The organism is Enorma phocaeensis, assembly GCF_900186505.1.
Taxonomy (GTDB): Bacteria; Actinomycetota; Coriobacteriia; order Coriobacteriales; family Coriobacteriaceae; genus Enorma; species Enorma phocaeensis.
In genome coordinates this window covers 490,149-513,014 of sequence record NZ_LT891970.1, presented here as the reverse complement: position 1 = coordinate 513,014, position 22,866 = coordinate 490,149, and the positions used below count along the sequence as shown (strand labels likewise).

16 protein-coding genes are annotated in these 22,866 nt (G+C 67.1%); 14 read left to right on the top strand and 2 right to left on the bottom strand.

The window, feature by feature from the left end:
* Positions 1-305: 305 nt before the first annotated feature.
* On the bottom strand, positions 306-1,484 hold the full coding sequence (locus C1717_RS08480; RefSeq protein WP_102372758.1) for an amidohydrolase family protein: 1,179 nt from the start codon (positions 1,482-1,484) through the stop codon (positions 306-308).
* 280 nt (positions 1,485-1,764) lie between these two features.
* On the opposite strand from C1717_RS08480, the gene C1717_RS08475 reads away from it, so the two are divergent.
* The 14 genes from C1717_RS08475 (at position 1,765) to C1717_RS08410 (ending at position 21,701) form a co-directional block, all read left to right on the top strand.
* On the top strand, positions 1,765-2,409 hold the full coding sequence (locus C1717_RS08475) for a hypothetical protein (RefSeq protein ID WP_102372757.1): 645 nt from the start codon (positions 1,765-1,767) through the stop codon (positions 2,407-2,409).
* A 285-nt stretch (positions 2,410-2,694) separates the two neighbouring features.
* Complete coding sequence (locus C1717_RS08470; RefSeq protein WP_146003684.1) at positions 2,695-4,443, top strand: serine/threonine-protein kinase; 1,749 nt, start codon at positions 2,695-2,697, stop codon at positions 4,441-4,443.
* A complete protein-coding gene (locus tag C1717_RS08465; RefSeq protein WP_102372755.1) occupies positions 4,443-5,030 on the top strand; it encodes a hypothetical protein in 588 nt (195 codons plus the stop codon). Before C1717_RS08470 ends, C1717_RS08465 begins: the two co-directional genes overlap by 1 nt.
* Positions 5,027-10,717, top strand: a complete 5,691-nt coding sequence (locus tag C1717_RS08460; protein WP_102372754.1) for a hypothetical protein — start codon at positions 5,027-5,029, stop codon at positions 10,715-10,717. Before C1717_RS08465 ends, C1717_RS08460 begins: the two co-directional genes overlap by 4 nt.
* An 85-nt stretch (positions 10,718-10,802) precedes the next feature.
* The gene (locus C1717_RS08455) at positions 10,803-11,096 is read left to right on the top strand and encodes a WXG100 family type VII secretion target (protein ID WP_102372753.1); all 294 of its coding nucleotides are present in this window, start codon (positions 10,803-10,805) and stop codon (positions 11,094-11,096) included.
* 85 nt (positions 11,097-11,181) lie between these two features.
* Entirely contained in the window at positions 11,182-15,804 is a 4,623-nt protein-coding gene (gene essC, locus C1717_RS08450; RefSeq protein ID WP_102372752.1) for a type VII secretion protein EssC, read from the top strand.
* A gap of 52 nt (positions 15,805-15,856) precedes the next feature.
* Entirely contained in the window at positions 15,857-16,150 is a 294-nt protein-coding gene (locus C1717_RS08445; protein ID WP_102372751.1) for a DUF4176 domain-containing protein, read from the top strand.
* 57 nt (positions 16,151-16,207) lie between these two features.
* Positions 16,208-16,507 carry a hypothetical protein gene (locus C1717_RS08440; protein WP_102372750.1) on the top strand — a complete coding sequence of 100 codons (300 nt, stop codon included), beginning with the start codon at positions 16,208-16,210 and terminating at the stop codon, positions 16,505-16,507.
* A gap of 11 nt (positions 16,508-16,518) precedes the next feature.
* Positions 16,519-17,961, top strand: coding sequence for a hypothetical protein (locus C1717_RS08435; RefSeq protein ID WP_102372749.1), 1,443 nt, complete (start codon positions 16,519-16,521; stop codon positions 17,959-17,961).
* An 80-nt stretch (positions 17,962-18,041) separates the two neighbouring features.
* Complete coding sequence (locus C1717_RS08430; protein WP_180965897.1) at positions 18,042-19,058, top strand: hypothetical protein; 1,017 nt, start codon at positions 18,042-18,044, stop codon at positions 19,056-19,058.
* Positions 19,055-19,534: a hypothetical protein gene (locus C1717_RS08425; protein WP_102372747.1), complete on the top strand. Its 480-nt coding sequence runs from the start codon at positions 19,055-19,057 to the stop codon at positions 19,532-19,534. The genes C1717_RS08430 and C1717_RS08425 overlap by 4 nt, the downstream gene beginning before the upstream one ends.
* 83 nt (positions 19,535-19,617) lie before the next feature.
* Complete coding sequence (locus C1717_RS08420; protein ID WP_180965896.1) at positions 19,618-19,983, top strand: DUF4176 domain-containing protein; 366 nt, start codon at positions 19,618-19,620, stop codon at positions 19,981-19,983.
* Positions 19,980-20,261, top strand: a complete 282-nt coding sequence (locus C1717_RS08415) for a hypothetical protein (protein ID WP_102372745.1) — start codon at positions 19,980-19,982, stop codon at positions 20,259-20,261. Before C1717_RS08420 ends, C1717_RS08415 begins: the two co-directional genes overlap by 4 nt.
* 9 nt (positions 20,262-20,270) lie before the next feature.
* On the top strand, positions 20,271-21,701 hold the full coding sequence (locus C1717_RS08410) for an FHA domain-containing protein (protein ID WP_102372744.1): 1,431 nt from the start codon (positions 20,271-20,273) through the stop codon (positions 21,699-21,701).
* Between the two features lie 54 nt (positions 21,702-21,755).
* Here C1717_RS08410 and C1717_RS08405 read toward each other — a convergent pair whose 3' ends face one another.
* Positions 21,756-22,541 (bottom strand): type III pantothenate kinase, encoded by a 786-nt coding sequence (locus C1717_RS08405; RefSeq protein ID WP_102372743.1) that lies wholly within the window; start codon positions 22,539-22,541, stop codon positions 21,756-21,758.
* Positions 22,542-22,866 lie beyond the last annotated feature (325 nt).

Below are 22,866 nucleotides of genomic sequence, written 5' to 3'. Positions count from 1 at the left end.
TTGATCATCATTTGCATAACAAATGACAGTGCTATGCCCATTCGGGAATCATTTGTACGTCGAGTGTCCTCGACGCCCCATTCGATGAAATTCTGAGCGCTTTTTTACTGCGCAAAATATGGTCGAATGGGCTCACAAATCAATCTGCCAATATAGTCGCAGGTAGATGACTTACATGAGAAAGCAGCTCCCACGCGAAGCTTCAGAGATGTATACATATTTCGAGCGAATGGGAAGAAAAACCCATTCGCTCAATATATGCGTCGCACCGTGTCATGACGGCGATGCACCCTGCCCTGCTCAGGTTACGCTGCCGTATACACCGTTTCTCCCTTGATGAGCGTGTGCAGTACATGGAAGTCGCGGTCCATGATCACGAGGTCCGCGCGACGCCCGACTTCGATCTTGCCGCGGTCCGTGATGCCCAGGCATGCGCAGGGGCTCTCGAAATACAGGCTCGCGGTGTCCTCGTGCGAGAGGCCGATGCCGTCACGGCAGAGCTTCAGGATCTTGTCCCATGTGTTGTCACCGCCGCAGATGGTGCCGTCCTCGGCGGTGACGGTTCCGTTTTCCACCACGATCGAGCCGTAGTACGGCATGGTATGGCGTCCTTCGGGCAGCCCGGACATGCAGGTCATGTCGGTGATGCCATAGCAGTGCCCGATGCCCTTGAGCCGTATGGCGAGTTTGATCCAGTCCGAGGCGACATGGTGGTTGTCGCAGGTAAGCTGCACCTTGATGCGGTCGTCGAGCAGTGCGCCGATGACCGGGCCGTTGATGCGGTGGTGCATGGCCTGGAAGCAGTTGTACAAGTGCGACGTCTGGTCGAGGCCGTTGTCCGCTGCCTCGCGTACCTGGTCGCTCGTGCATTGCGTGTAGCAGACCTCGGCATGGACGCCCTCGCCGGTGACCCAGCGAATCCAGTCCATGGCGCCCGGTGCCTCGGGAGCGACGTTGATGAGCGCGACGTCGGAGAGGTCGCCGTCGGTCATGATGAGCGTGTTCTCGCGGGTGGGAAGCTGGGTGAACTCGGGATTGTAGCAGGTGTGCTGGTCGGGATTGGTGAACGGACCCTCATAGTGCAGCAGGAAGGGATCGGCGCCGGTGGTGGTTCCCTCTGCGATCTCTCGGCGCACGGAACGGATGCAGCGTGTGGAGTAGCCGAGGTTTTCGAGCGAGGAATCTGCGCCGAGTGTTGCGACGACGGAGGTCACGCCGGTTCGCGGAAGGCGCTCGCAGATTTCGCGGACCTGCTCCTCGCCGTGGCCAAGGTAATCCACGAGGCCGTTCTCGTAGAACGACCGACCGAATCCGCCGTGGATATGCGTGTCGACGCCGCCGGGGTAGAGGTAGGCGCCGGCTGCATCTAAGACGTCGGGGTCGTCGATGTGCTCGCCGATGGCGGCGATCGTGCCGTCGCAGCATCGCACCTCGAGCTCGTGGAACGATCCGTCGATGAATACCTGCGCGTTCGTGATCTTCATGTAGGTACCTCCTAGCTGCGCGATCCGGCCTTGCGGCCGGTCAGCTCGATTCTAGGAAGGGCGGCAAGCGGCGGTCAAGCGAGTTGTATGGGGTTGTATCATGCGCCGGTGAACGGCACGCGCGGCGGTGCGAACGGGTGAGGAACGTCGCCTGTCGGTACCCGTCTGCGACTTCTTGCCACGGTCTTTACGAAGCGCTGAGGTGGAGGGGTTATACCGTCTTCTAAAGGATTTCGCGGCGGCCGCGTGCTGGTGCCGCGCAGGATGCGAGGAGGGCACCATGCCTGAGTGGGCGAGTTGTACCTGCCTTATCGGCGAGGACGAGTATTACCGCATGACGGCGCTGCGCGACAGCCGTCGCCTGCGTACCGCCGGTGTGGGCCTCGTGATCATCGGCGCGGTGTTCTCCGTCCTCGGCATGGTGATGATGGGTTCGGGCTCCGGGATGAGCGCCGTCGGGATCGCCGTGGTGGGAGTTCTCCTGGTAGCCATGGGGGCCTATGTCCTCGTGACGGGGCGCGTCCTCGGCGGTGCCGCCGCCCATGGTGGGCAGGCGCGGGCTTACCTGGCCAGACACGGCGCTGCGGGCGACCCCCTGTGCTACCAGCAGACGGTCACCGTCGGCCCCGATGGGGTCACCATCACGTACGGCATGGTGGGGGCGCATCCCCAGCAGCTGGTGACCAAGATGTTCCCTTGGAGCGAGTGGAAAGCTGCCCGGAAGTCGGCCGACGCCGTGTTGATCGAGCGCGACACGCATCAGGGCGGTCTCTCGGACCTCTTCGGCTTCAACTACCTGCTGCGCATGGCAGAGCGCGACGAGTTCGACGACGCCTTCCTGCCGGCGAGCTCGCTGGTGGGCCTTACGCCCCAAGAGGTGGTGGACCGCGCGCAGACGATGATCGCACGGCATCGAGGGAAATGAGGGGGAACCCTCCATACGATGCCAGGGGAACCGGTAGGTTGAGCGACGATGACCCGCCAGGCGATATGCGCCGTGCGTCTTGGTAAAGAACAGCAGGGTCAACCCATTACCGGTTCCTTACACTTTACGGTCGTCTTACCGAACTTCGCTTCAAACCTTGCACCGACGTGACGATGCGCTGAAACCCGTTCCATAGACTGCGAGATAGCGTGCACCTTGAATCGCGCGCTGCATCTTGGAAGTTCCTACCGGGGAAGCGAGGCATCGGTGGCCCAGAAGCCCGACATGCAAGAGCGAATCGCATCGCCTCAGGCAGGTGCGGATGCCGGTCAGCGCGTGGTCGGCGACCGCTACCGGCTACTCACGGTCATCGGCCGCGGCGGCATGTCCACCGTGTACCTTGCCCTCGACACCGTTCTCAACAAGCAATGGGCCGCCAAGGAGATCCGCCATGTGGAGGATCCCGTCCAGCGCGAGCTCATCGTGCAGAGCATCGTGACCGAGGCGAACATGATCAAGCGCTTCGACCACCCCGCCATCCCGCGCATCGTCGACATCGTGGACGAGGCGGGCACGCTCTACGTCATCATGGACTACGTCGAGGGCCGCACCCTCGAGGACATCGTCTCCGCGTCGGGCCCGAGACCCGAGGACGACGTGGTCGACTGGGCGCTCCAGCTTTGCGATGCTCTCAGCTACCTGCACGGCAGGAAGCCGCCGGTCATCTACCGCGACATGAAGCCGTCGAACGTGATGCTCAAGCCGAACGGCATGGTGGAGCTCATCGATTTCGGCATCGCGCGCGAGATGCACGAGGACGGCTCGGACGTGACGGCAGCCCGCGGCGACACCGTCCAGCTGGGCACGCGCGGGTTCGCTCCGCCCGAGCAGTACGGCGGCAGCGGCCAGACGGACGCCCGCTCGGATGTCTACGCCCTCGGCGCGACCATGTACAACCTGCTTACGGGCAAGAACCCCGCCGAGCCGCCCTATGCCATCCTCCCGGTGCGCCAGGTGGTGCCCGAGCTCTCCCCGGGCATCGAGCGCATCGTGGCGCGCGCCACGCAATCCGACCCGGCGGACCGCTATGCGGACTGCGCCGAGTTCGCCTACGACCTCGAGCATTACCGCGAGCACGACGCCGCCTATCGCGCGCGGCTCACCCGCAAGTGGCACGCGTTCGTGGGACTCGTGGCCGCGGCGGGCATCTTCCTCGTGCTGGGCATCTCCGGCACCGTGGGCCGCATCGTGGCTACCGACGGCGATTTCGACCATTGGATGGCCATCGGCGAGCAGAGCTCGCAGGAGGGCGAGGCGACCGATGCCTACGTGCGCGCCGCCTCGATCAAGACGGGCGACACGGCGCCGTACTTCGGCCTCATCGAGCGCTACCGGGCGGACCTCAGCTTCAGCTCTGCCGAGGAGCGCCAGCTGCGCGAGACGATCCTCCCGCACCTGGCCGAGCTTGAGGGGTCGCCCGATTACGCCGAGCTTTCCTTCGAGATCGGCAAGCTCTACTGGTATTACTACCAGATGGACGAGGCCGATACCGTCGATCGCGACGCGGAGCGCGGCGAGCGCATCAGGGCTGCTGAGCTGTGGATGCGCCAAGCCGCCGAGGACCCCTCTTTCGAGGACCACGACCTCGCGCTGACCTATGCCGACATCGCGGGCTTCAACACCGAGATCGTGCCCCTCATCAACGAGGGCTCGGACGAGGGTCTCTACGCGCCCTACTTCGAGCGTCTCCAGGCGCTTGCCGAGGCGAACCTCACCGAGGACAACGACGTGGTGCGCCTCGAGACGGCCAACCTCATCATGGACGCGGTGCGCACCTACCCCCGCAAGTTCCGCGCCGACGGCGTGGCCCGCGGCGAGCTCGACGGCTTGATCGACCGGGCGCTCGAGCTCGCGCGCTCGACCGACCCCACGACCGACGTGCTCGATGCCGAGCAGGCGCGCGTCCTCGAGGCCGAGGGTGCCGCGCGCGAGTCCGTGGCTGATGCCTACATCGATGCAAGGGCGGTGCGCTAATGGACGCGAACGCTTTCGGTGCGCTCGAAATCGCCGGTTACGCGATCGCCGTCGTGTGCGCGATCGCCGCCGCGGTGGTCTTCTTCACGCAGCACATCAGCGAGGTTCGTGACGAGATGACCGGCCGCGCCGCCGTGCGCGCCATCGAGGAGCTGCGTGCCGGCCGTACCGGTGTCGCGCGCGTGCTTTCCGCAGGTAAACGTGGTGGTGCTGGCCAGGGCGTTCCGGGTGCCCGCCATTCGGCAGGTTCGGCGCGTACGAGCGGGAGTCTGCGCGTGCGCATGATGGCCGATGACGCGGCAGAGACCGAGCACATGGAGGAAAGCGAGCTCGGCACGACGCTTCTTCGTGCCGAGGATCCCGCGCAGCAGCCCGCATCCACCGGCACGGGTGCCGCCGCCGAGGAGTCCGAGGCCGGCACCACCCTGCTCGGCGGCAAGGGGCCTTCTGACGAGGAGGCGCCCTCAGAGGCGGGCACGACCCTGCTTAAGAATGACGAGCCGTCCGAGGCGGGCACGACCCTGCTCGGTGATGACGAACCCTCCGAGGCTGGGACCACGCTGCTCACGAAGGGAGGCGCGCGATGAGCGATCGCAGAAGCGACGAGGAGCGCCTCTTCGACGCGATGCCGCGCTTCTCCGCCGCGCGCCGCGCGCGCGTGGTGGTGGCGACGGTGGCGCTCGGCTGCGCGCTCGGTGCGGCCCAGCCCATGATCGGCTATGCCGAGGGAACCGCGGCACCCGCCCAAACAACCCAGCAGAGTGCCTCGGCCGGCAGCGCTGAGGGTTCTACTGCCGAGCGCGCTGCCGGCCAGGCCGCCAGCCAGGCCGATGACCAAGCAAGCGCTGGCCTGGGAGCCAACGGCGGGAGCACGACCTCGCTGCGCGACCAGGTCGCCCCGGATTCGGGTGCGAGCGGCTCCACCCAGGCGGCGCCGCGTATCGCCGATCGCATCTGGTTCAACACGCTGGCATCCGACTTCATCGTGCCCTACGGTGTCGACGTGCCCGCGTGGCTCAATGCCCATGACGGCATCTTCCTGCACGACTGGTCTTCCATCTCGACGTCCGAGGTCGCCCGGCGCTATTTCGACGGTCAGGGCCCCTTCGTGTACGCGGTGGGCGTCGGCGCCTACCCCAACGGCGGCGACCTCTCCGACGTGCTCGCTTGGGCGCAGGTGAGCGACCCCGATGCCGTGAGCCTTCCCGGTATGAGCGGCCTCGCCGGCATCGACCATGTCGCCGCCATGCAGCGGGTCGACGAGGCGGCGGACATCGCGCTTGCGCCCGAGGACGTCCTCGACGACCTCGCTATCGAGCGGGCGGACCGCACCCGCCACGAGCTGGCGACCACGGGCTCGTGGCGCGCGGGCGACCTCGCGGTCTGGCTCGGCGCCGCCGACGCCGGTGCGGGCCTGGTCTCCGTTCCCGAGGGCGCCGGCGCGCTCGCGCTCTCAGACACCTATGCGCTCAACCTCGACGCGACCTTCTCCTCGACGGAGGCGGGCTCGCGCGTGGCGCTCGACGAGACGGGCCCCTACTACGTGAAGGCGCCCCGGGACATGACCGTCCTCGGCACCGATACCGATCTTGCCGCGGGCCAGGTGCTCCGGCTCGAGGTGCGCCGCGACGAGGCGGCGCCCCGGCTCGGCACGGTCGAGCTCCTTGACGCCGACGGCCAAGCACTCGATGCCGCCTCCAGCTGGATCGCGGGCGGCATGCTCACCGTGGGCGCCGACGGTCTTACCGTACGCATCGCCATCGACGACGCCGCGCCGGAGGGCACGGGCGAGAGCTCCGGCGTTGCTGCCGAGGACGTCGAGCTCACGCTCGTCTGCGCAGACGGCAGCACGGTCACGCTGCCCGCAGTCTCGTTCGAGGACGGTACGGCGGAGTTCCGCATCACGGCGGCCACGGCCGGTACGGCCACGTTCGAGCTCGCTAGCTCCCAGGTGACGGTAACCGATGCGGCGGGCAACACCGCCACGGCAGCGCTTGCGGACTCCGCGTGGGCAACCGCGAACGGCGTGACCCAGGTGCGCTTGATAGACGTCGCCTCGCAGGCGCCCGCCCTCGTGCTCGACGCCATGGGAGACGCCGATGACGAGGTGGCCCAGGACGGCACGCTCGTCAGCAACGCCGACGAGGTCACGCTCGCTGGTGAGCTCATCGATCCCTTCTTCGACGAGCTTGTAGCAGATGCCACGTGGGTGGCCGCGCATCCCCTCACGGCGACGACGGACGGCACCGCGACGGCTATCGACCCGGCGGAGCTCGCCCCTGCCGGCGAGGGTGGCGCGCGCGCCTTCGGCCTGTCGGGGCTCACCGCCGAGGGCAGGCATGAGGTCGACGTCTCCTACGAGGGCGTCAGCGCCGTCCATGCAGGCCTGGGCGACTTCAGCGCGACGGCATCTGCCGAGGTCCTCATCGACCGCACCGAGCCCGTGGCGGACGGCTTCGAGGTTTCCGGCGGCATCGACGAGGACGCCGTGGCCGCCATGCCACAGCAGGGCAACGTCCTTATGGACGACGGCATCGCCCTCGAGCTCCACGTCGTCGACGAGCCCGCCGCGGGTGCAGATGAGGCCTCCGGCGTGGAGACGGTGACCGTTGAGGTGACCCGGCGCGACAGCACGGGCGGCCAGGGCACCGAGCTTCCCGGGCAGACGCTCGTCCCCGGCTCCGATGGCACGGTCCGCTTCGAGCTCGACGACGAGGGCTACTACGATTTCGACGACATCGCGATCACCATCGAGGATCGCGCCGGCAACAAGGCGTATACCACCCTTGCGAGCGTGATCGATGTCACAGCGGGCGCAGATGGCCTCGATGGCGCCGTCATCGCCGAGACCCAGGCGGTGAACGTGGACCTGGCGGTCACGCTCGACGGCGAGGAGCAGGAAGGCGAGTTCGTCCCCGCCAGGTCCGCGGTGACCCTTGCGGTGCACGACCCCTGGTTTGCCGTGCGTGCCCACACCCCGGGCTTTGCGAACGGCTTTACGGCTGCACTGACCACGGCTGCGGGCGAGGAGGACCTCTCGACGCTCTTCGATGCCGACGGGTTCACCTGGGACGCCGCTCAAAACGCGTGGGTCTTCGAGATTCCGTTCGAGCGCGTCGCCGGAGCGCTGGCAGACGGCACCTACGAGCTCTCCTACACGCTCCTCGATGCCCATGATGAGCTTGCCTTCGGTGTGGACACCACACCGCCTGCCCTGAGCGATGCCGCGGTCGATGACGTGGATGCCGAGGATATCGCGCAGATGCCGGACGGCGGCCCCCGGGTCCTCGTAGGCACGAGCCGTACCCTGCGCGTGCGCGTGCAGGACCTGCTTCCGCGCGCGGAGGGCGCCGAGTCCAGCGACGCCCGCGGTGACGAGGACGGCACCTCGGGCGCGGATCGCGACGCGCTCCGCGTGACCATGGTTCGCAGTGATGACGTTGCAGGAGATCATGATCTGCCGGCCGAGGAGCGCGCGCTCGAGGTGGATGACAGCGGATGGGCCGAGGTCACCCTCGATGCCGAGGGCCTCTACAACCTCTCGGACATTTCGTTCCATCTGGTCGATTGCTATGGCAACGAGTCTACGGTGACGCTTGCCGATTATGTCGCGGCGCTTCCTGAAGAAGAGCAGGGCGCATGGGCCTTCGATGCGCTGTTGGTCGATGATCCTGAGTCGACGCCCGTCATCGAGATGAGCGTGGCGGATGTCGAGGGGAACCCCGCCTCCGCCGACCCGTACTACCACCGTGGCGACGTTACCGTCACCCTCACGATCGACGACCCATGGTTCGCAATCTACCGCGCGCTCGACGGCGACAGCGCGCTCGTTACCGGCACGCTCCGCCTCCCGAGCGAGGACGAGCCCTCTGACCTGCGCCTCCAGCTCACGGCGATGGATTTCTCGCCTGTGGACGATACGGACCCCGCCGGGCTCTGGGCGGCGACCTACGCGCTGCCCCGCTCGGCAACCGATGCGCCGCTGCCCGCCGAGGGCGCTTACGTGGTCACCGCGCGCTACGGAGGCATCGCGAGCGCGCTCGGCATCGGCGAGGCCGCTCAACGGGAAGCATCGTTCGCGATCGACTACACCGCCCCCGTGCTCGGCGCGCTCGTCTTCTCCGAGACCGAGCCCTACCCCGTGAACGAGGACGATGAGCCCTGGGGATGGGTCTTTGCCGAAAGCGAGCAGGTGACGCTCGACGTTACCGATAACCTGGCGGGCATCGCCGGCGACGCGTCCGTGCTCGCCGTGGCGGGCAACGCCGCGCCCGAGCTCGCCTTCAGGGGTTCTGAGGACGGCCTCGCGGGCCAGATGACCTTCGCGCTCGAGGGAGACGGGACGCGCCTCGAGCTCGCCGGGACGAGCATCACCGTGGCGGACCGCGCGGGCAACACCGCCAGCACGGGCGACTTCTCGGCCTATGCCGCCTCGAACCTGCCGACCGGCGCTGCGGGCATCGCCATCGATACGGAGGAGCCGCAGATCTCCTTCTCCTTCGACAACAACGACGTGCGCAACGGGCGCTACTACAACTCCGCGCGCACGGCAACCGTCACCGTACGGGATGCGAGTTTCGACCTCATTCAGCAGTTCGATCCCGAGCGGCCCGTCGCCACGGTGACGCGCGACGACGGCGACCCGCGGACGGCGCTTGTTGCCCAGGACTTCGAGCGCGTCGAGCTTGAGGACGGCACCGTGGTCTTTCGTGCCCAGGTTGCCTTCGAGGAGGACGCCGATTGGGTGATCTCCGCGCAGCTCACCGATCCTTTGGGTCACGCCTCGCCGGTGGTGAGCGAGTCCTTCATCATCGATACCGAGGCTCCCGTCCTCATGGTTGAATTCGACAACGACGATGTCGCCAACGGTATGTACTACAACGCGCCGCGTACGGCCACCATCACCGTGAACGATCGCAACTTCGCAGCCGAGCTGGGCAGCATCAATGCTCAGAACCTCTCGGGCGGGGCGGCGCCTGCCGTAAGCGGCTTTACCGAGGTGGAGTCGCGCCGCACGTGGCACGCGAGTGCCTCGTTCACGGGCGAGCAGCACTACCGCCTTCAGGTCGCGGTGACCGATTTGGCAGGCAATGTGGCGGAGCCCTTCGATTCCGAGGAGTTCGTTATCGACATGACGGCGCCTTCGGTCTCCATCTCCGGCGTCGAGGGCGGGCACGCCTATGCCGGCGCCGTGGTGCCGCAGGTGAGCTTCTCTGATATCAACCTCGACACCATGGGTTCGGCTGCCATGCTCGAAGGTGTGCGCTCCGGCTATGCCTACACGCCGGACCTAGCCGAGACCATGTCCGACACCGAAAAGACCACCAACTTCGGCAACATCCCCTACGAGGTTGACTGCGACGATGTCTATACCGTCACAGGCGAGGCAATCGACCTTGCCGGCAACACGGCAACCGTGAGCATGCGCTTCTCGGTGAACCGTTTTGGTTCGACGTACTACTTCGCGCCCGGGTCCGAGGGCATCGCCGGGTCCTACCTCGCCGAGCCGCAAGACGTGCGCGTGGTGGAGGTCAACGTGAGCGGCATCGATACGGGGAGCACGCGCGTCGAGCTCGCACACGACGACCGCGTCGAGACGCTTGAGGCGGGAGAGGACTTCGAGCTCGCTCCCAACGCTTCTGACAACGGTTGGAGTGCCACGACCTACACACTGCCCGCGTCACTCTTCGACGAGGACGGCTACTACCGCGTCCTGCTCACCTCGACCGACGCCGCTGGCAACCTCGCTCAGAACACCATGCGGGGCAAAAGCGGCGACCGTTCGGGCTCGTTCCCCATCGACTTCGCGATCGACGGCGCGGTGCCCGCCGCGAACCTCATCGGCGTGTCCAACGCGGGCGTCTACCTCGATCCGGCCAAGACCGTCACGGTCGACGCGGGCGACAACATCGAGATCGCCCAGGCACGCCTCACGATCGACGGGCGCGAGGTGGCCACATGGGATGCCGCCGCCTTCGACGCCGGTGCTCTGCCCGAGGTCGAGCTCACCGTCGACGGCCGGCCGCACACCTACGTGCTCGAGGTGCGCGACCGCGCCGGCAACGTCTCTTCCGCCACGTACGCCGATGTGGTCGTCACGGGCGATCTCATCACGTTCGTGCTCAACACACCGCGCCTGCTCATGGGCAGCGTGGGCGGCATGGTGGTGCTTCTGGGCATCATCGGCGCCGCGGCGTACCTCGGCTGGCGGCATCGCCGGCGCACGAGGTCGCGCAGGAACCCCTTCGGCCACGGGCCGCAGGAGGCCGCTTAGGGTCTCACCCCGCTCCGAGCGGGTGGAGATAGTCAGGAGGAGCATGCACGCAAGGGCGGCATGCGACGACGAAAGGAAGGTAACCATGGCAGGACAGATCAGGATCACCCCCGACCAGATGCGTTCCCGTGCGAATGAGTACCGTGTCGAGGCCGACAACGTGGGCAACGTCATCACGCGCATGGATTCGCTCCTGAACGCGCTGCAGTCCGAGTGGGAGGGCGAGGCCAGCGCGGCCTACGAGGCCCGCTTCAACGAGCTGCGCCCCGGCTTCGTCAAGGCCCAGGACCTCATCAACGAGATCGCCCAGAGCCTCGACGCCACGGCCCAGTCCCTCGAGGAGACCGACGCCAACATCGCGAGCGCGTTCCGCGGCTAAGTCGCACACGTTACGCATCGAGCCTGCGCCCGTCTCCGGGCGGGTGCAGGCCCCTCATCGCAGGAGCCCGGGCGAAAGGAAGCCGGTGGAACGTCAGCTGCTCATCACTCTCATGTTCGGCGACACGAGCCGTACCTACCCCTACGATGTCGCCGCTCGCGCCTCGCTCACGCTGGGCGTGCCCGTCGGCACGGGCACGGTCGCGATCGGGCACGTCGAGCCGGACGGCGAGGGCGCGGCGCTCTTCCCCGAGACCTCCTGCGCCCTGTACACCGCGGCGGGTGACGAGGTGGGTGCCTGCGCGCTGACGGGCTCGGAGGGGACGGTCCTCTCGATCGTCTCGCCCAAGCTCGATCAGGCCATCTCCCTCTACGTCCGTCCGTCGGAGCCCGGCGGGCGGCGCTTCGCCAAGCTCGGCTTCGTGCACGACGTCGAGGTGCCCATCGGGCGCACCGTCGAGCGCGGATTCCTCTACGCGAACCCCTTCGTCTCGTCGATGCACGCGCGGCTCGTCCTCACGGGCGACCGCTTCGCCATCACCGACCTGGGCAGCGCGAACGGCACCTACGTGAACGGCCGGCGCATCGAGGCGCATCGTGCGTGCGAGCTGGCCGCCGGTGACGTGGTGGCGATCCTCGACCTCACGTTCGCCGTGGGCGCGCGCCTCATCTCCATCAACGGCCCCGCCGGCTTCTCCGTGGTGGGGCTCGACGCATGCCGCGCCGTCTCGCACGCGGCGTTCAGCGCGGCCTGTCCGCCCGCGACCGAGGACGTGGCCGAACAGGCGCTGTTCTACCCGGCCCCGCGCCTCACGCGCACCTACAAGCCCGAGACCTTCCAGGTGGACGGGCCGCCTCAGAGCAAGCAGCGCGAGGACGAGCCCGCCATCATGCAGATGGGCCCGTCGTTTCTGATGGGTATCGCCTCCATCTTCATGGTGAGCTCCGCGGTGTCGCGCCTCATGGGCGGCGCTGACGTATGGCAGACGCTGCCCATGATCGCGATGTCGATCTCGATGCTCGCGGGCATGCTCGTGTGGCCGTTCGTGAGCCGCCGCTACAACAAGCGCCGCGATCAGCGCGAGGAGCTGCGCCGCGAGGCCACCTACACCGACTACCTGAACGGCGTGGAGGCGCGCCTGCTTGCCGCTTGCGACGATCAGGCCGCCGTGCTCCGTGAGAACCGCTTGCCGCTCGACGAGGTGCTCATCCGCGCCCGCGACCTGTCGCCGCGCCTCATGAACCGCACCTCGGTACACGACGACTTCATGGACCTGCGCGTGGGCACGGGCACGGTGGAGCTCGACGCGAACATCCGCTTCCCTGAGCGCCGATTCTCCATGGACGACGACAAGCTGCTCGATAAGGTGACGAACCTCGCCGAGCGCCCGCCCCGCGTGCACGACGTGCCGCTCGCCTTCGATCCGGTGGCGCATTTCGTGGCCGGCGTGCTGGGCCCGCGCCCGGAGGTGTGGGCGTTCACCCGCGGCCTCGTCGCGCAGATCTGCGCGCTCTTCAGCTACCAAGACGTCAAGATCGCGCTTGTCGCCTCGCCCGAGGAAGAGGCCGAGTGGGGCTTCATGCGCTCCGTGCCGCACCTGTTCGACGACGCTGGCGTCTCGCGCCTGCTCGCTACCGATGCGGCAGCGCTCATGCAGCTCGGCATGCACCTGGAGCGCGTGCTCGAGGCCCGGCGCGAGGTCCGTGCCGAGGTGATGGGCGACTACGGCACCTATTACGTGGTCATTTGCGCAAGCAAGGAGCTCGCCGAGCGGTCGCAGACCATCGCGAACCTCGCCAAGCAGCGCGTGAACCGCGGCATCTCCCTCATCTACCTGGGAAGTGAGCTCAAGGACCTCCCGCGCGAGTGCGCGCACGTGGTGGACCTCTCGCGCGACGACGCGCTGAGCGCCTTCGGCCGCCGGACGAGCGACCTCGGCGCCATCGGCGAGGGCGGGCAGGGGAGCGCCTGCATGTTCGACCGCGCCGATGTCTCGGGCTCGCTCGAGGCCTTCGAGCCCGATATCGAGCTCGGCGCCGCCGCGGCGCGCCGCTTCGCGCTCGACATCGCCCGCGTGCACCTCGATATGGCGGAGCAGCGCACGAGCCTGCCCACATCGCTCGGCTTCCTCGAGATGTACCGCTCGGGCAACGTCGCCGCGCTGGAGATCGACCGTCGCTGGATCGAGAACGACGCCTCACGCACTATCGAGGCGCCCATCGGCGTGGACGCGCAGGGCGAGCTTTCCTATCTCGACCTGCACGAGAAGGTACACGGCCCGCACGGTCTCGTGGCGGGCACCACCGGATCGGGCAAGAGCGAGTTTCTCATCACCTATATCCTCTCGATGAGCATGAACTACCCGCCCGACCAGGTGGCCTTCGTGCTGATCGACTACAAGGGCGGCGGGCTGGCGGGCGCCTTCGACAACGAGCGCGTGCAGCTGCCGCATCTCGCCGGCACCATCACCAACCTCGACGGTGCGGCCATCTCGCGCTCGCTCGTCTCCATCAAAAGCGAGCTCAAGCGCCGCCAGGACGCCTTCAACCGCGCGCGCGAGGCCACGGGCGAGGCGACGATGGACATCTACAAGTACCTCTCCTACTACCGCCGCGGCGTGCTCACCGAGCCCCTGCCGCACCTCATCATCGTGGCGGACGAGTTCGCCGAGCTCAAGCAGCAGGAACCCGGCTTCATGGACGAGCTCGTCTCGGCCGCGCGCATCGGCCGCTCGCTCGGCGTGCACCTGATCCTCGCCACGCAGAAGCCCAGCGGCGTGGTGAACGACCAGATCTGGTCGAACTCGCGCTTCAAGGTCTGCCTCAAGGTGGCCGACGTGGCCGACTCCAAGGAGATGATCCGCCGGTCGGACGCCGCGGGCATCAAGGAGGCCGGCCGCTACTATATGCTCGTGGGCTACAATGAGTATTTCACATGCGGCCAAAACGCCTACACCGGGGTGAAGTACGCGCCCGCCGACGAGTTCGAGCCCAAGGCCGATACCGCGGTCGAGCTCATCGACGACATGGGCGCCCAGATCGCGACCCTGAAGCCCGCCTCGCGCGCCCGCGCTACCAAAGAGGCTGAGATCAACGTCGTCCTGGCGGAGATCGCTCGCGTGGCCGCCCAGACCGGCAAGCGCGCGCAGCGCCTCTGGCTCGACCCGCTGCCCGAGGTCCTCCCGCTCGACGGCCTCGAGGCGCGCTACCGCATCGAGCATGCGGAGGGTGCGCTCGTATCGACGGTGGGCGAGGTGGACATCCCCGCGCGCCAGGAGCGGCGGCCGCTTGCGGTGGATATCGCGCAGGCGGGCAACGTCCTCGTCTACGGCGCGCAGGATTCCGGTGCGGACGCCCTCGTGGCGACCATGCTCTACTCGCTTGCCGCGAGCTACGGCCCGCGCGACTTCAACCTCTACGTGGCCGACCTGGGTCAGGGCGTGCTCGCGCCCTTCGCCGAGCTGCCGCAGTGCGGCGGCGTGGTGATGCAGGGCGACCTGGAGCGCATGGTGAACCTCTTCAAGATGCTCGAGCAGGAGGTCGCGCGTCGGCGCAAGCTCCTGGTGCCCTACGGCGGCTCGCTCGACGCGTACCGCGCCGCGACGGGCTCGCCGCTGCCGCGCATCGTCTTCGCGCTCACGAACCTCGCCTCGTTCTACGAGCTCTATGCGCCGCTCGAGGACCGGCTGAACGCGCTCGCGCGCGACGCCGTGCGCCTCGGCATCCACTGCATCGTGACGGCGACCTCGGCGATGACACCGCGCATGCGCCTCAAGGCGAACTTCGCGCGCGTGCTCGCGTGCTTCTTGAACGACGAGACCGAGTACGTCACGGTGTTCGGGCACAAGCCGCAGGTCATCCCAGTGCATGTGGCCGGCCGCGGCGTGGTCGAGCTCGACAAGGAGGTCCTTGAGTTCCAGGCGGCGACTCCCGCCACCGAGGACGCGACCATCGCCGACGCGGTGCGCGCCCTCGCCCGCGAGGTCGAACCCGCGCCCGCTGCTCCAGCGATCCCGGAGCTCCCCGAGCGCGTCACGTGCGCCCAGATGCCGCCCGTGCTCCCCGGCGAGGTGCCGGTGGGCTACTCGAAGGACGCGGTGGAGCCGGTCGCGTTCCCGTTCGCCAAGTCGCCCTACATGCTCGTGCTCGGCAACGATGCCGATGGCATCGGCCGCTACCTGCGCGGCATGTGGGAGACCATCGCGGCCGACCCCGCGGCGCCGGTTGCGGCCATCGACCTCACGGGGGCGCTCGCACCCTTCGCGGCCGACGCGCGCATTGCCACGACCGAGGAGGCCGCGGGCGAGAAGGTGCGGCTCATCACGAGCGGGGCGGAGGAGTGCTCCGTCTTCATCTTGGTGAGCGTCGCCCAGATCATGGGCAAGCTCGCCGTCGACGACGCGAAGCGCCTGCAGGACTACATCATCGGCGAGAAGGCCCAGGGCCGCACCGGCCTGGTCGCCACGAGCGAGCTGTGGCGCGTTCGCCAGGCCTACGACCCATGGTACAAGGCCCTTTCCGCCTACGGCAACGGCGTGTGGATCGGCAACGGCATGAGCGACCAGACGGTCTTCCGCATGGCGCAGGCCTCGGCCGAATACCGCAAGCCCCTACCGCGCTCCGAAGGCTTCCTCATCCTGCGCGGCGCCATCGACGGCGTGCGCTTCACCGAGTGGACCGACGAGCCCCAAGAGAACGTGGAATCCTAAGCAGCCCGACGTGGAACCGTGGCAACCCAGATAAGACGCGAGGAGGAACGATATGGCGAACAAGAGGATGTGGCTTCCCGTGGGGTCCGTGGTGACCCTGAAGAACGCCGAGAAGCCCGTGATGGTAGCCGGCTTCATGGCGCGTGACGCCGCGAACGGCGATACCTGGGACTACCTGGGCTATCCCTACCCCGAGGGGCGCCGCAACGGGCAGGATCTGTTCTTCAACCGCGATCAGATCGCGGCCGTGGGCCAGGTGGGCTTTCTCAATGCGGAGGGGTGCGCCCACCAGGCGTTCATCGCCACGAGCGCCGAGGCCATCGCAAACGGAATCGTGCGCCCCTAGGCGCTTGGACCTGGCAGGCATCGACTACGGATACCGATCAGATTGGACGGTGACAGCATGGCGAACGTGACCATCTACCTCGATCAAGAAGCAGCCCTTGATGCGGCATCGAAGTACAACAAAGAGGCTGAGGCATTCCAGGATCAAGAGAGCCGCGTGTCGGATATGGAAAGCGACCTCTCCGAGTTCGAAGGCGACGCCGCCACCGCGGCGAAGGACACCCTCGAGCGCATGCAGCTGTGCATGAACGAGTTGGCTAGCTGCATCCTCGTGCATTCCGGCATGATCCAGTCTGCCGTGGGCTCCTTCGTCGATACCGACCAGAGCGCGGCCTCGAGCATCACGATCGTGAAATAAGGGGGTAACCGATGTCGTTCAACGCGAAGAAATCGGGCGTGAAGGACGCGCGGACCGAGCTCGGCCTGCTCCAGCAATGGGTGAGCGACTGCAATGCCCGCTGCGCCGAGGTAAATACGTCGTTCGGCGCGGTGATGATGGGGTCGTGGGCCGATGCCGAGATCTCTGCCGCCGTGCAGCTCCAGACCTATCTGCTCATCTACGCCGACGCGCTCAGCGCCATGCACACGACCTACGACAGCATGATCGGCGACCTCGACGGCACGCTGTCGACCCGGCGCGACGCGGTGCTCGAGAGCGTCAAGGCCTCGACGGGCAACGACGACGTGGTGCACTTCGAGGACAGCGGCGCGGTGACTTCGGGTTGCTCGACGGTGCAGGACGCGCTGACCGCCCTCGACACGCAGCGCGCAGGCGCTCAGAGCGCGCTTGCCGGCCTTGAGAATTCCGGTGCGATCGCCGCGGCGCTCGACGCGCTGGGCACGGCTATCCAAAACGAGAACGAGGCCGTGGAGAAGGTGCGCACCAGCTACACCGACTACCAAGATGCCGTCGATGAGTTCGAGGGCGACTTTGCCGATGCCCTTGCGATCGAGAACTTCATCACCGACGATATGCTCTCGAATGCCTCGGATGCCATGAGCGCGCAGTTCGAGGGCACGCCGGTCGCCGGCTTCATCGGTGGCGCGGCCGACTTCAAGAAGAACTATCTCAAGCCGGTCAAGACCACCCTCGACAACCTTGCCAAGCCGCTCGCCGAGATCGACCCCGAGAACGCCGTCGCGCTGTGGAAGTCGTTCAAGAGCGTCGCGCTCGAGGGCAACTTCTACCAGGCCGACGAGCTGGTGGATTCCCTCGACATGTTCCTCACCAACGGCGGCGGCAAGGGTGGTTATTGGTCCAAGTACTGGGACGACCTCACGGGCTTTCTGCGTCCGTCCCAGTACGCGAGCCAGGCCAATAAGATCACCGGCGCCTTCGATTTCACCACGAGCGGCTCGCGCAACAAGATCTACCTTGACGACATGGCCCAGAGCGTCGATGACTTCGCCGATGTCACCGCGCGCACGGGCACGGTGCTCAAGTCCGGTGCGAAGTACCTCGGCTACGCCGGTGACTTCATCGAGCTTGGTTGCGGTCTCATGGATGCTTCGAACGCCTATCAAACAACGGTGGGCGACCAGGCTCAGAAGACGGCGGCCGCTGTGGTCACGGGCGGCGGCGCGCTGCTCAAGTTCGGCGCGGGCAAGGCGGCCGGTGCGCTTATCGGCACGTGCCTGGGCGGCCCGCTCGGCGCGGTCGTCGGCATCGGTATCGGCTGCGTGATCGACGAGGGCGCGAAGGCCATCGGCAACTTCTTCAACGAGAGCGGCATCACGCAGGGCATCACCGACGGCTTGGCGTGGCTGTTCCGCGGCGGCAAGGAGGACGATTCGGCCTTCGCCCCGGCATAGAGCCCTTCCATCCAAGGTGGGCGATGGGGTGGGAGCTCCACCTCAACGGGATTCGATACGTAGAGATAAGCGAGTGCACCATGTTCGGATTGTTCAAGAAAAAGCAAGTCGACCTAGCGGGCCTGCCGCTCGAGGAGATCAAGTTCACGAGTGAGGACCTGTTCGTGCTCATGGGCGGGTTCGATATCGGTAGCGTTGCGGTGAACGGCAGGAGATTTCCGTGGCGGGAGGTCGAGCGTGGTGATGAGGTGGCGCGCTGGCGCCGTCAGGTCGTGAACCGCTACGCCCCCGCCGGCCTCGTCGACGCCGAGGGGCGGCCCCAGGGCAGGCTCGCCGAGGTGCTGCGCCCCTTCGCGAAGCCCGGGCTGGGCATCGTGGGCAGCACGCGCGGGAGCCTCTCCAGGTTCAACGTGGAGATGGCGATTTGGGGGGACGAGGCGTCGTTTTTGAGCGTCGCGGCGGGTGACGGCCTCTTCACCGTGGCGAGCGCCGGTGCACCGGACCAGTGGGCGGCGTCGTTCGCTCGCGCCTTCGGGCTCGAGGGGCGCTTCCGGCTGGCTGAGCGGGCGTGGCACTGCGACTTTCTCATGGGGCCTGCCGACAAGGGGCTCAACACCCTCCTGCTCGGCAAGGATGCCGCCGGAATTCGCGACCTCGCCGCGACCAAGGGGTTCGACGCCCGGCCTCTGCTCGACATCGTGGCCGGTATCGAGGCAGCGAAGAGCGTGGATGCGCTCAAGCTGACGACGATCGACTTGCGCGGCGTCGAGCTCGACCGCATCGAGACGCCGAGCGGTACGTTCGCGAACAACGTGCCCGCCGCATCGAGCGCCATCGATATGCGCGTGAAGCGCATGTCCGTCCTGCCAGAGTACGGCTGGGTCGCGACGGAGACGACCGCCCCGCGCACGGGCCTTCCGGCAAACTGGCGCGAGCGTGGCGAAGAATACCGCCTTGCCTCGCGCTTCTTCTCGGGCGACCTGATCGCCGATACCGACCTGTTCGACTTCGTGACCGATGTCCGCGACTGCCCGGCTGAGCTCGGTGGCGTGCCGAGCGGCCAGCCGTGCCGACCGATCGAGGAGGATGGCAGATGAGCCTCAGTAGTCTTTACGCAAGTAGAAACAGCTGCTATGACCAGGTGCGCTATTGGCAGGGGAGTGCGGCTGAGTACAGCCGGCAGATCGCCGACCTGACCGGCCAGCTCGAGCACAAGCGCGACCAGCTCGCCCGCGCGCAAAACGTCCTCACGGAGGTCTCCGCCCTGACCGGCAAGGACGAGACGGTGACCTCGGAGCTCCTGAACCTCTCCAACGCCGTCTCGGTCGCGCTCGAGGAGTCGGGTGCGAGCTCCACGGCGACGCAGATCAGCGAGGAGAACGCCGGACACATCTCCGACGCGATCTCTGCCTGCAACCAGCTGATCGAGCAGCTGAACCAGGAGATCGCCCAGCTCGAGGCCGCACTTGCCACCGCTCAGGAGGGCCTCTCGTACTCCAACGGGCGCGCGTCCTACTACAGCCAGCGCGCCGACCACTACTCGTACCTCATCGCGACGTACGACGAAGACTGATACGTGGAGGCTGGCGCGCGGGGATGATTGCGCCGCACCGCCCCGTCCGCCGACATGCCTTCTTTTGGAAAGGAACGACTGATATGGTGAAGATAGATGCATGGCTCCCGGTTGGCTCGGTCGTGCATATCGAGGGAGACGATGGTCTTGTCGCCGTGACCGGCTACATGCAGCAAGACGCGGGTTCGGGCCGGCTGTGGGATTACGTGGGCGTACCCTATCCCATGGGATGGCAGGGGCCCGGCAAGGACGTGATGTTCGACCGCGAATCCGTGGACTGTCTCTACTACGTGGGCATGCAGGATGAGGACAGCGTGCGCATGCTCGACATGCTCACGGCCACCGAGCCGGCCTACTACCAGGCGAAGTACGAGACCCGCACCGAGCTGGGCCTGCCCGTCGATGACGTGAAGGCGCGCCTGGCCGCGTGTAAGGCACGGCGATCATGAGGGACAAGGTGCTGCTCGAGGTGCTCCTCCCGGCGACGGGGAGCGTCTACGAGTTCAGGGTTCCCTTCGATGTGACGGTCGAGACGGCGGCGCGCCTCATGGCGCAGGTCCTCGCCTCGCGTGAGCCGGCGCGCTACGAGGCCACCGACGAGGTCGATCTCATGCTCTGCTGCGGCGCGGGCGCCCATGAGGGCGAGGAGCTCAACCCCAACGAGACGATTCGTGCGCTGGTGGGGCAGGGGATCCTGGTCGACGGCACGCCCGTCGCATTGGTGTAGGGCCGCATCATGAAGACCCGTACGGTACGTGATCGGCGCGCGGGAGCGCTCTCGCTCTCGGTGCGCCCCCAGAAGGGTGAGGCGGTCGACTACGCTCTGGCGGAATGGCTGCGCGCGGCAGACGAGCCGTATCTGCTTGATTTCTCCTACACGCTGGAAGGCCGCGAGGCGGAGCTGTTTTTCGACCTCACGGGCACCGAGGCGCTGCCGCGCTACCTCAAGCAGGCGCGCCTCGCCTCGTCGCAGTTCCAGGGCATGCTATGCGCCGTGCGCGAGCTGCTCGCGCTGTGCACCAAGCGCTCCATGGCAACCTCGTTCGTGCGCTTCGATGCCGATATGGTGCGCGTCGCCGAGGGGGGCGACCTCAAGTTGGCGCTCATCCCCTTGACGGGCGTGCCCGCCGTCGCGGCCAACACGCCGAGCGAGCTGCTGCGCTTCCTAGCGGAGAAGAGCCGGTTCGTTGTGGGCGACGACGCGCGACATGCCGACGCCGTCCTCGATTTCGTGCGGCGCAACGCGGTGCTTTCGCTCACGGCGCTCGACGCCTTCCTCAAGGAGGAGTACGGGACGGTGCATCTGCGCTCGGAGGGTTCCGGCGGCGCGGGTTCCCAGGCGCTGGGTTCGGGTTCGCTCGGCGCCTCCTCGGGGCGGTTGACTGGTAGCGGCCGCCTGCACGACCCTGCGCCCGCGCGTTCGACCACCGGGACGGCGCGCGCCGCCTACGACGCGATATCCATGGTGCTCGACGCTCCCTCTGCTGCCGAGGTGATCGGTCGTCAAGGCGTGTCCGACCGCGTGCGCGACGGCATCAGCGGCACCTCGCCCACGGCGGGGCCGCGCACGGGATCCCTCAGCCTGTCCTCCGCCACTGTCGACGCTGCCCTCGCGAGCGCGCCCCCGGTACGCGCCGTGCCTGCGTCGGGCCGGTTGGCTGCGACAGGCAATACGGGCGTCACGGCGAGCGGCGCGACATCGCGTGACGCTGCTCCAACGAGCTTCTCGGCACCTTCGCCGGCAAGCATGCCGGCCGCGGGGCCCGCTTCAGCGCCCGCATCCGTTTCGCATGCTCAGGTTGGCTACGCACAAGGGACGACGCTGCTCAGCATCCCCGCCTTCGGCAAGGCCGCCTCGGCGTCCACCACTCCCGCGAGGAGCCTGGTGCGTGAGCGCGACGGAAAGCGCTTCGACCTTCCCAACCTGTCCGAATGCGTTCTCGGGCGCTCGAAGACCTGCGATGTTTCCCTCGAGGGCAACAGCAACATCAGCCGTCGCCACGCGTCGGTCGTCTGCGAGGGCGTCGATGCCTTCCTCGTCGACCTGGGGTCCGCGAACGGCACGGCGGTGGGCGGCGAGGCGCTCCCCGCAGGCGAGCGGATACGGTTGACCGCCGGCACCTCGGTCATGCTCGCAGATGAGCGGTTCACCTACCTCGAGACGTAACGCGCTTGCCGCCAAGGTCGCAGCTTACGGCCGTCGAGGTGCACCCTGCTCGGCTCAGCGCTTCTTGCGGTTGATCTGCCAGATGAGCGCGAGTCCGCGCAGGGTTAGGGTTTCATCCACCACGGTCTCGTGCCGCAGCAGGGCGGCGATGGCTTGGGCCCCGTCGCCGGTGAGCACGACGGGCGCCCCGTCACCCAGCTCATCTGCGATGGAATCGATGAGGCCGTCGATGCGCGCCGCCTCGCCAAGCACCACGCCCGACTGCATGGCTGCCTGCGTGCTGCGGCCGATGACATTCTCGGGGGCCCTGAGCTCGATCATCGGCAGGCGCGCCGCCGCTTGGGCAAGCGAGCGGGCGCCGAGCGCGACCCCGGGGGCGATGATGCCGCCCGCAAAGGTTCCCTCGGCATCGATGACCTCGAAGTTCGTCGTCGTACCAAGATCGATGGCGATGACCGGGGCACCATATGCCGCGCGCGCTGCCACCACGTCGGCGATGCGGTCGGGGCCCACCTCCGCCGGGTCGTCGTAGCGCATGCGCACGCCGGACTTGAGGCCGGGCCCCACGACAAGCGCCCGCACGCCGCATAGATCAGCAAGGGCGCGGCGCCAGGCGTCGGTGAGCGTGGGGACCACGCACGATAGGATGGCATTCTGGGTCGGCTCGGCACCCATCGCCGCAAGTGCTTGCCCGGCTTGGATGCGTGCCTCATCGGAAGTGATGCGCGCTGGTGTGGTGAGCTCGCAGGTTCCCAGGAGCTCGGGCGCGTCATCGGTCCACGAGAAGAGGCCGAATCTTGTGGTGGTATTACCGACGTCGACGGTAAGTAGACGGGACATAGCGCTCCTTCTTCGATGCATCCAAGCAAAATGTACCACGCCGCCGTACCAACGCGCTTGCAAACGGCCGCCTATCGGACTCGCCCCTGTGATATGCAGCTTGCGGTTCGGTCTGTCCCCCGAGAGGCGGCAACGCCTCAACAAAGCATCTCTACTCTTGCATACCTGCTCTTGCATATCCGCTCCTGCAAACCCACCGATCGGCTTGCGCCTTATTGCCTTTTTCCTTATCCGGCATATTGTTTCTAGCCGATCGTTCTGCCGACCATCTTGTGTCAGCTGCCTTGTGTCAGCCGTCCTGTGAGTTCCGGCCGCTTCTGGTCAT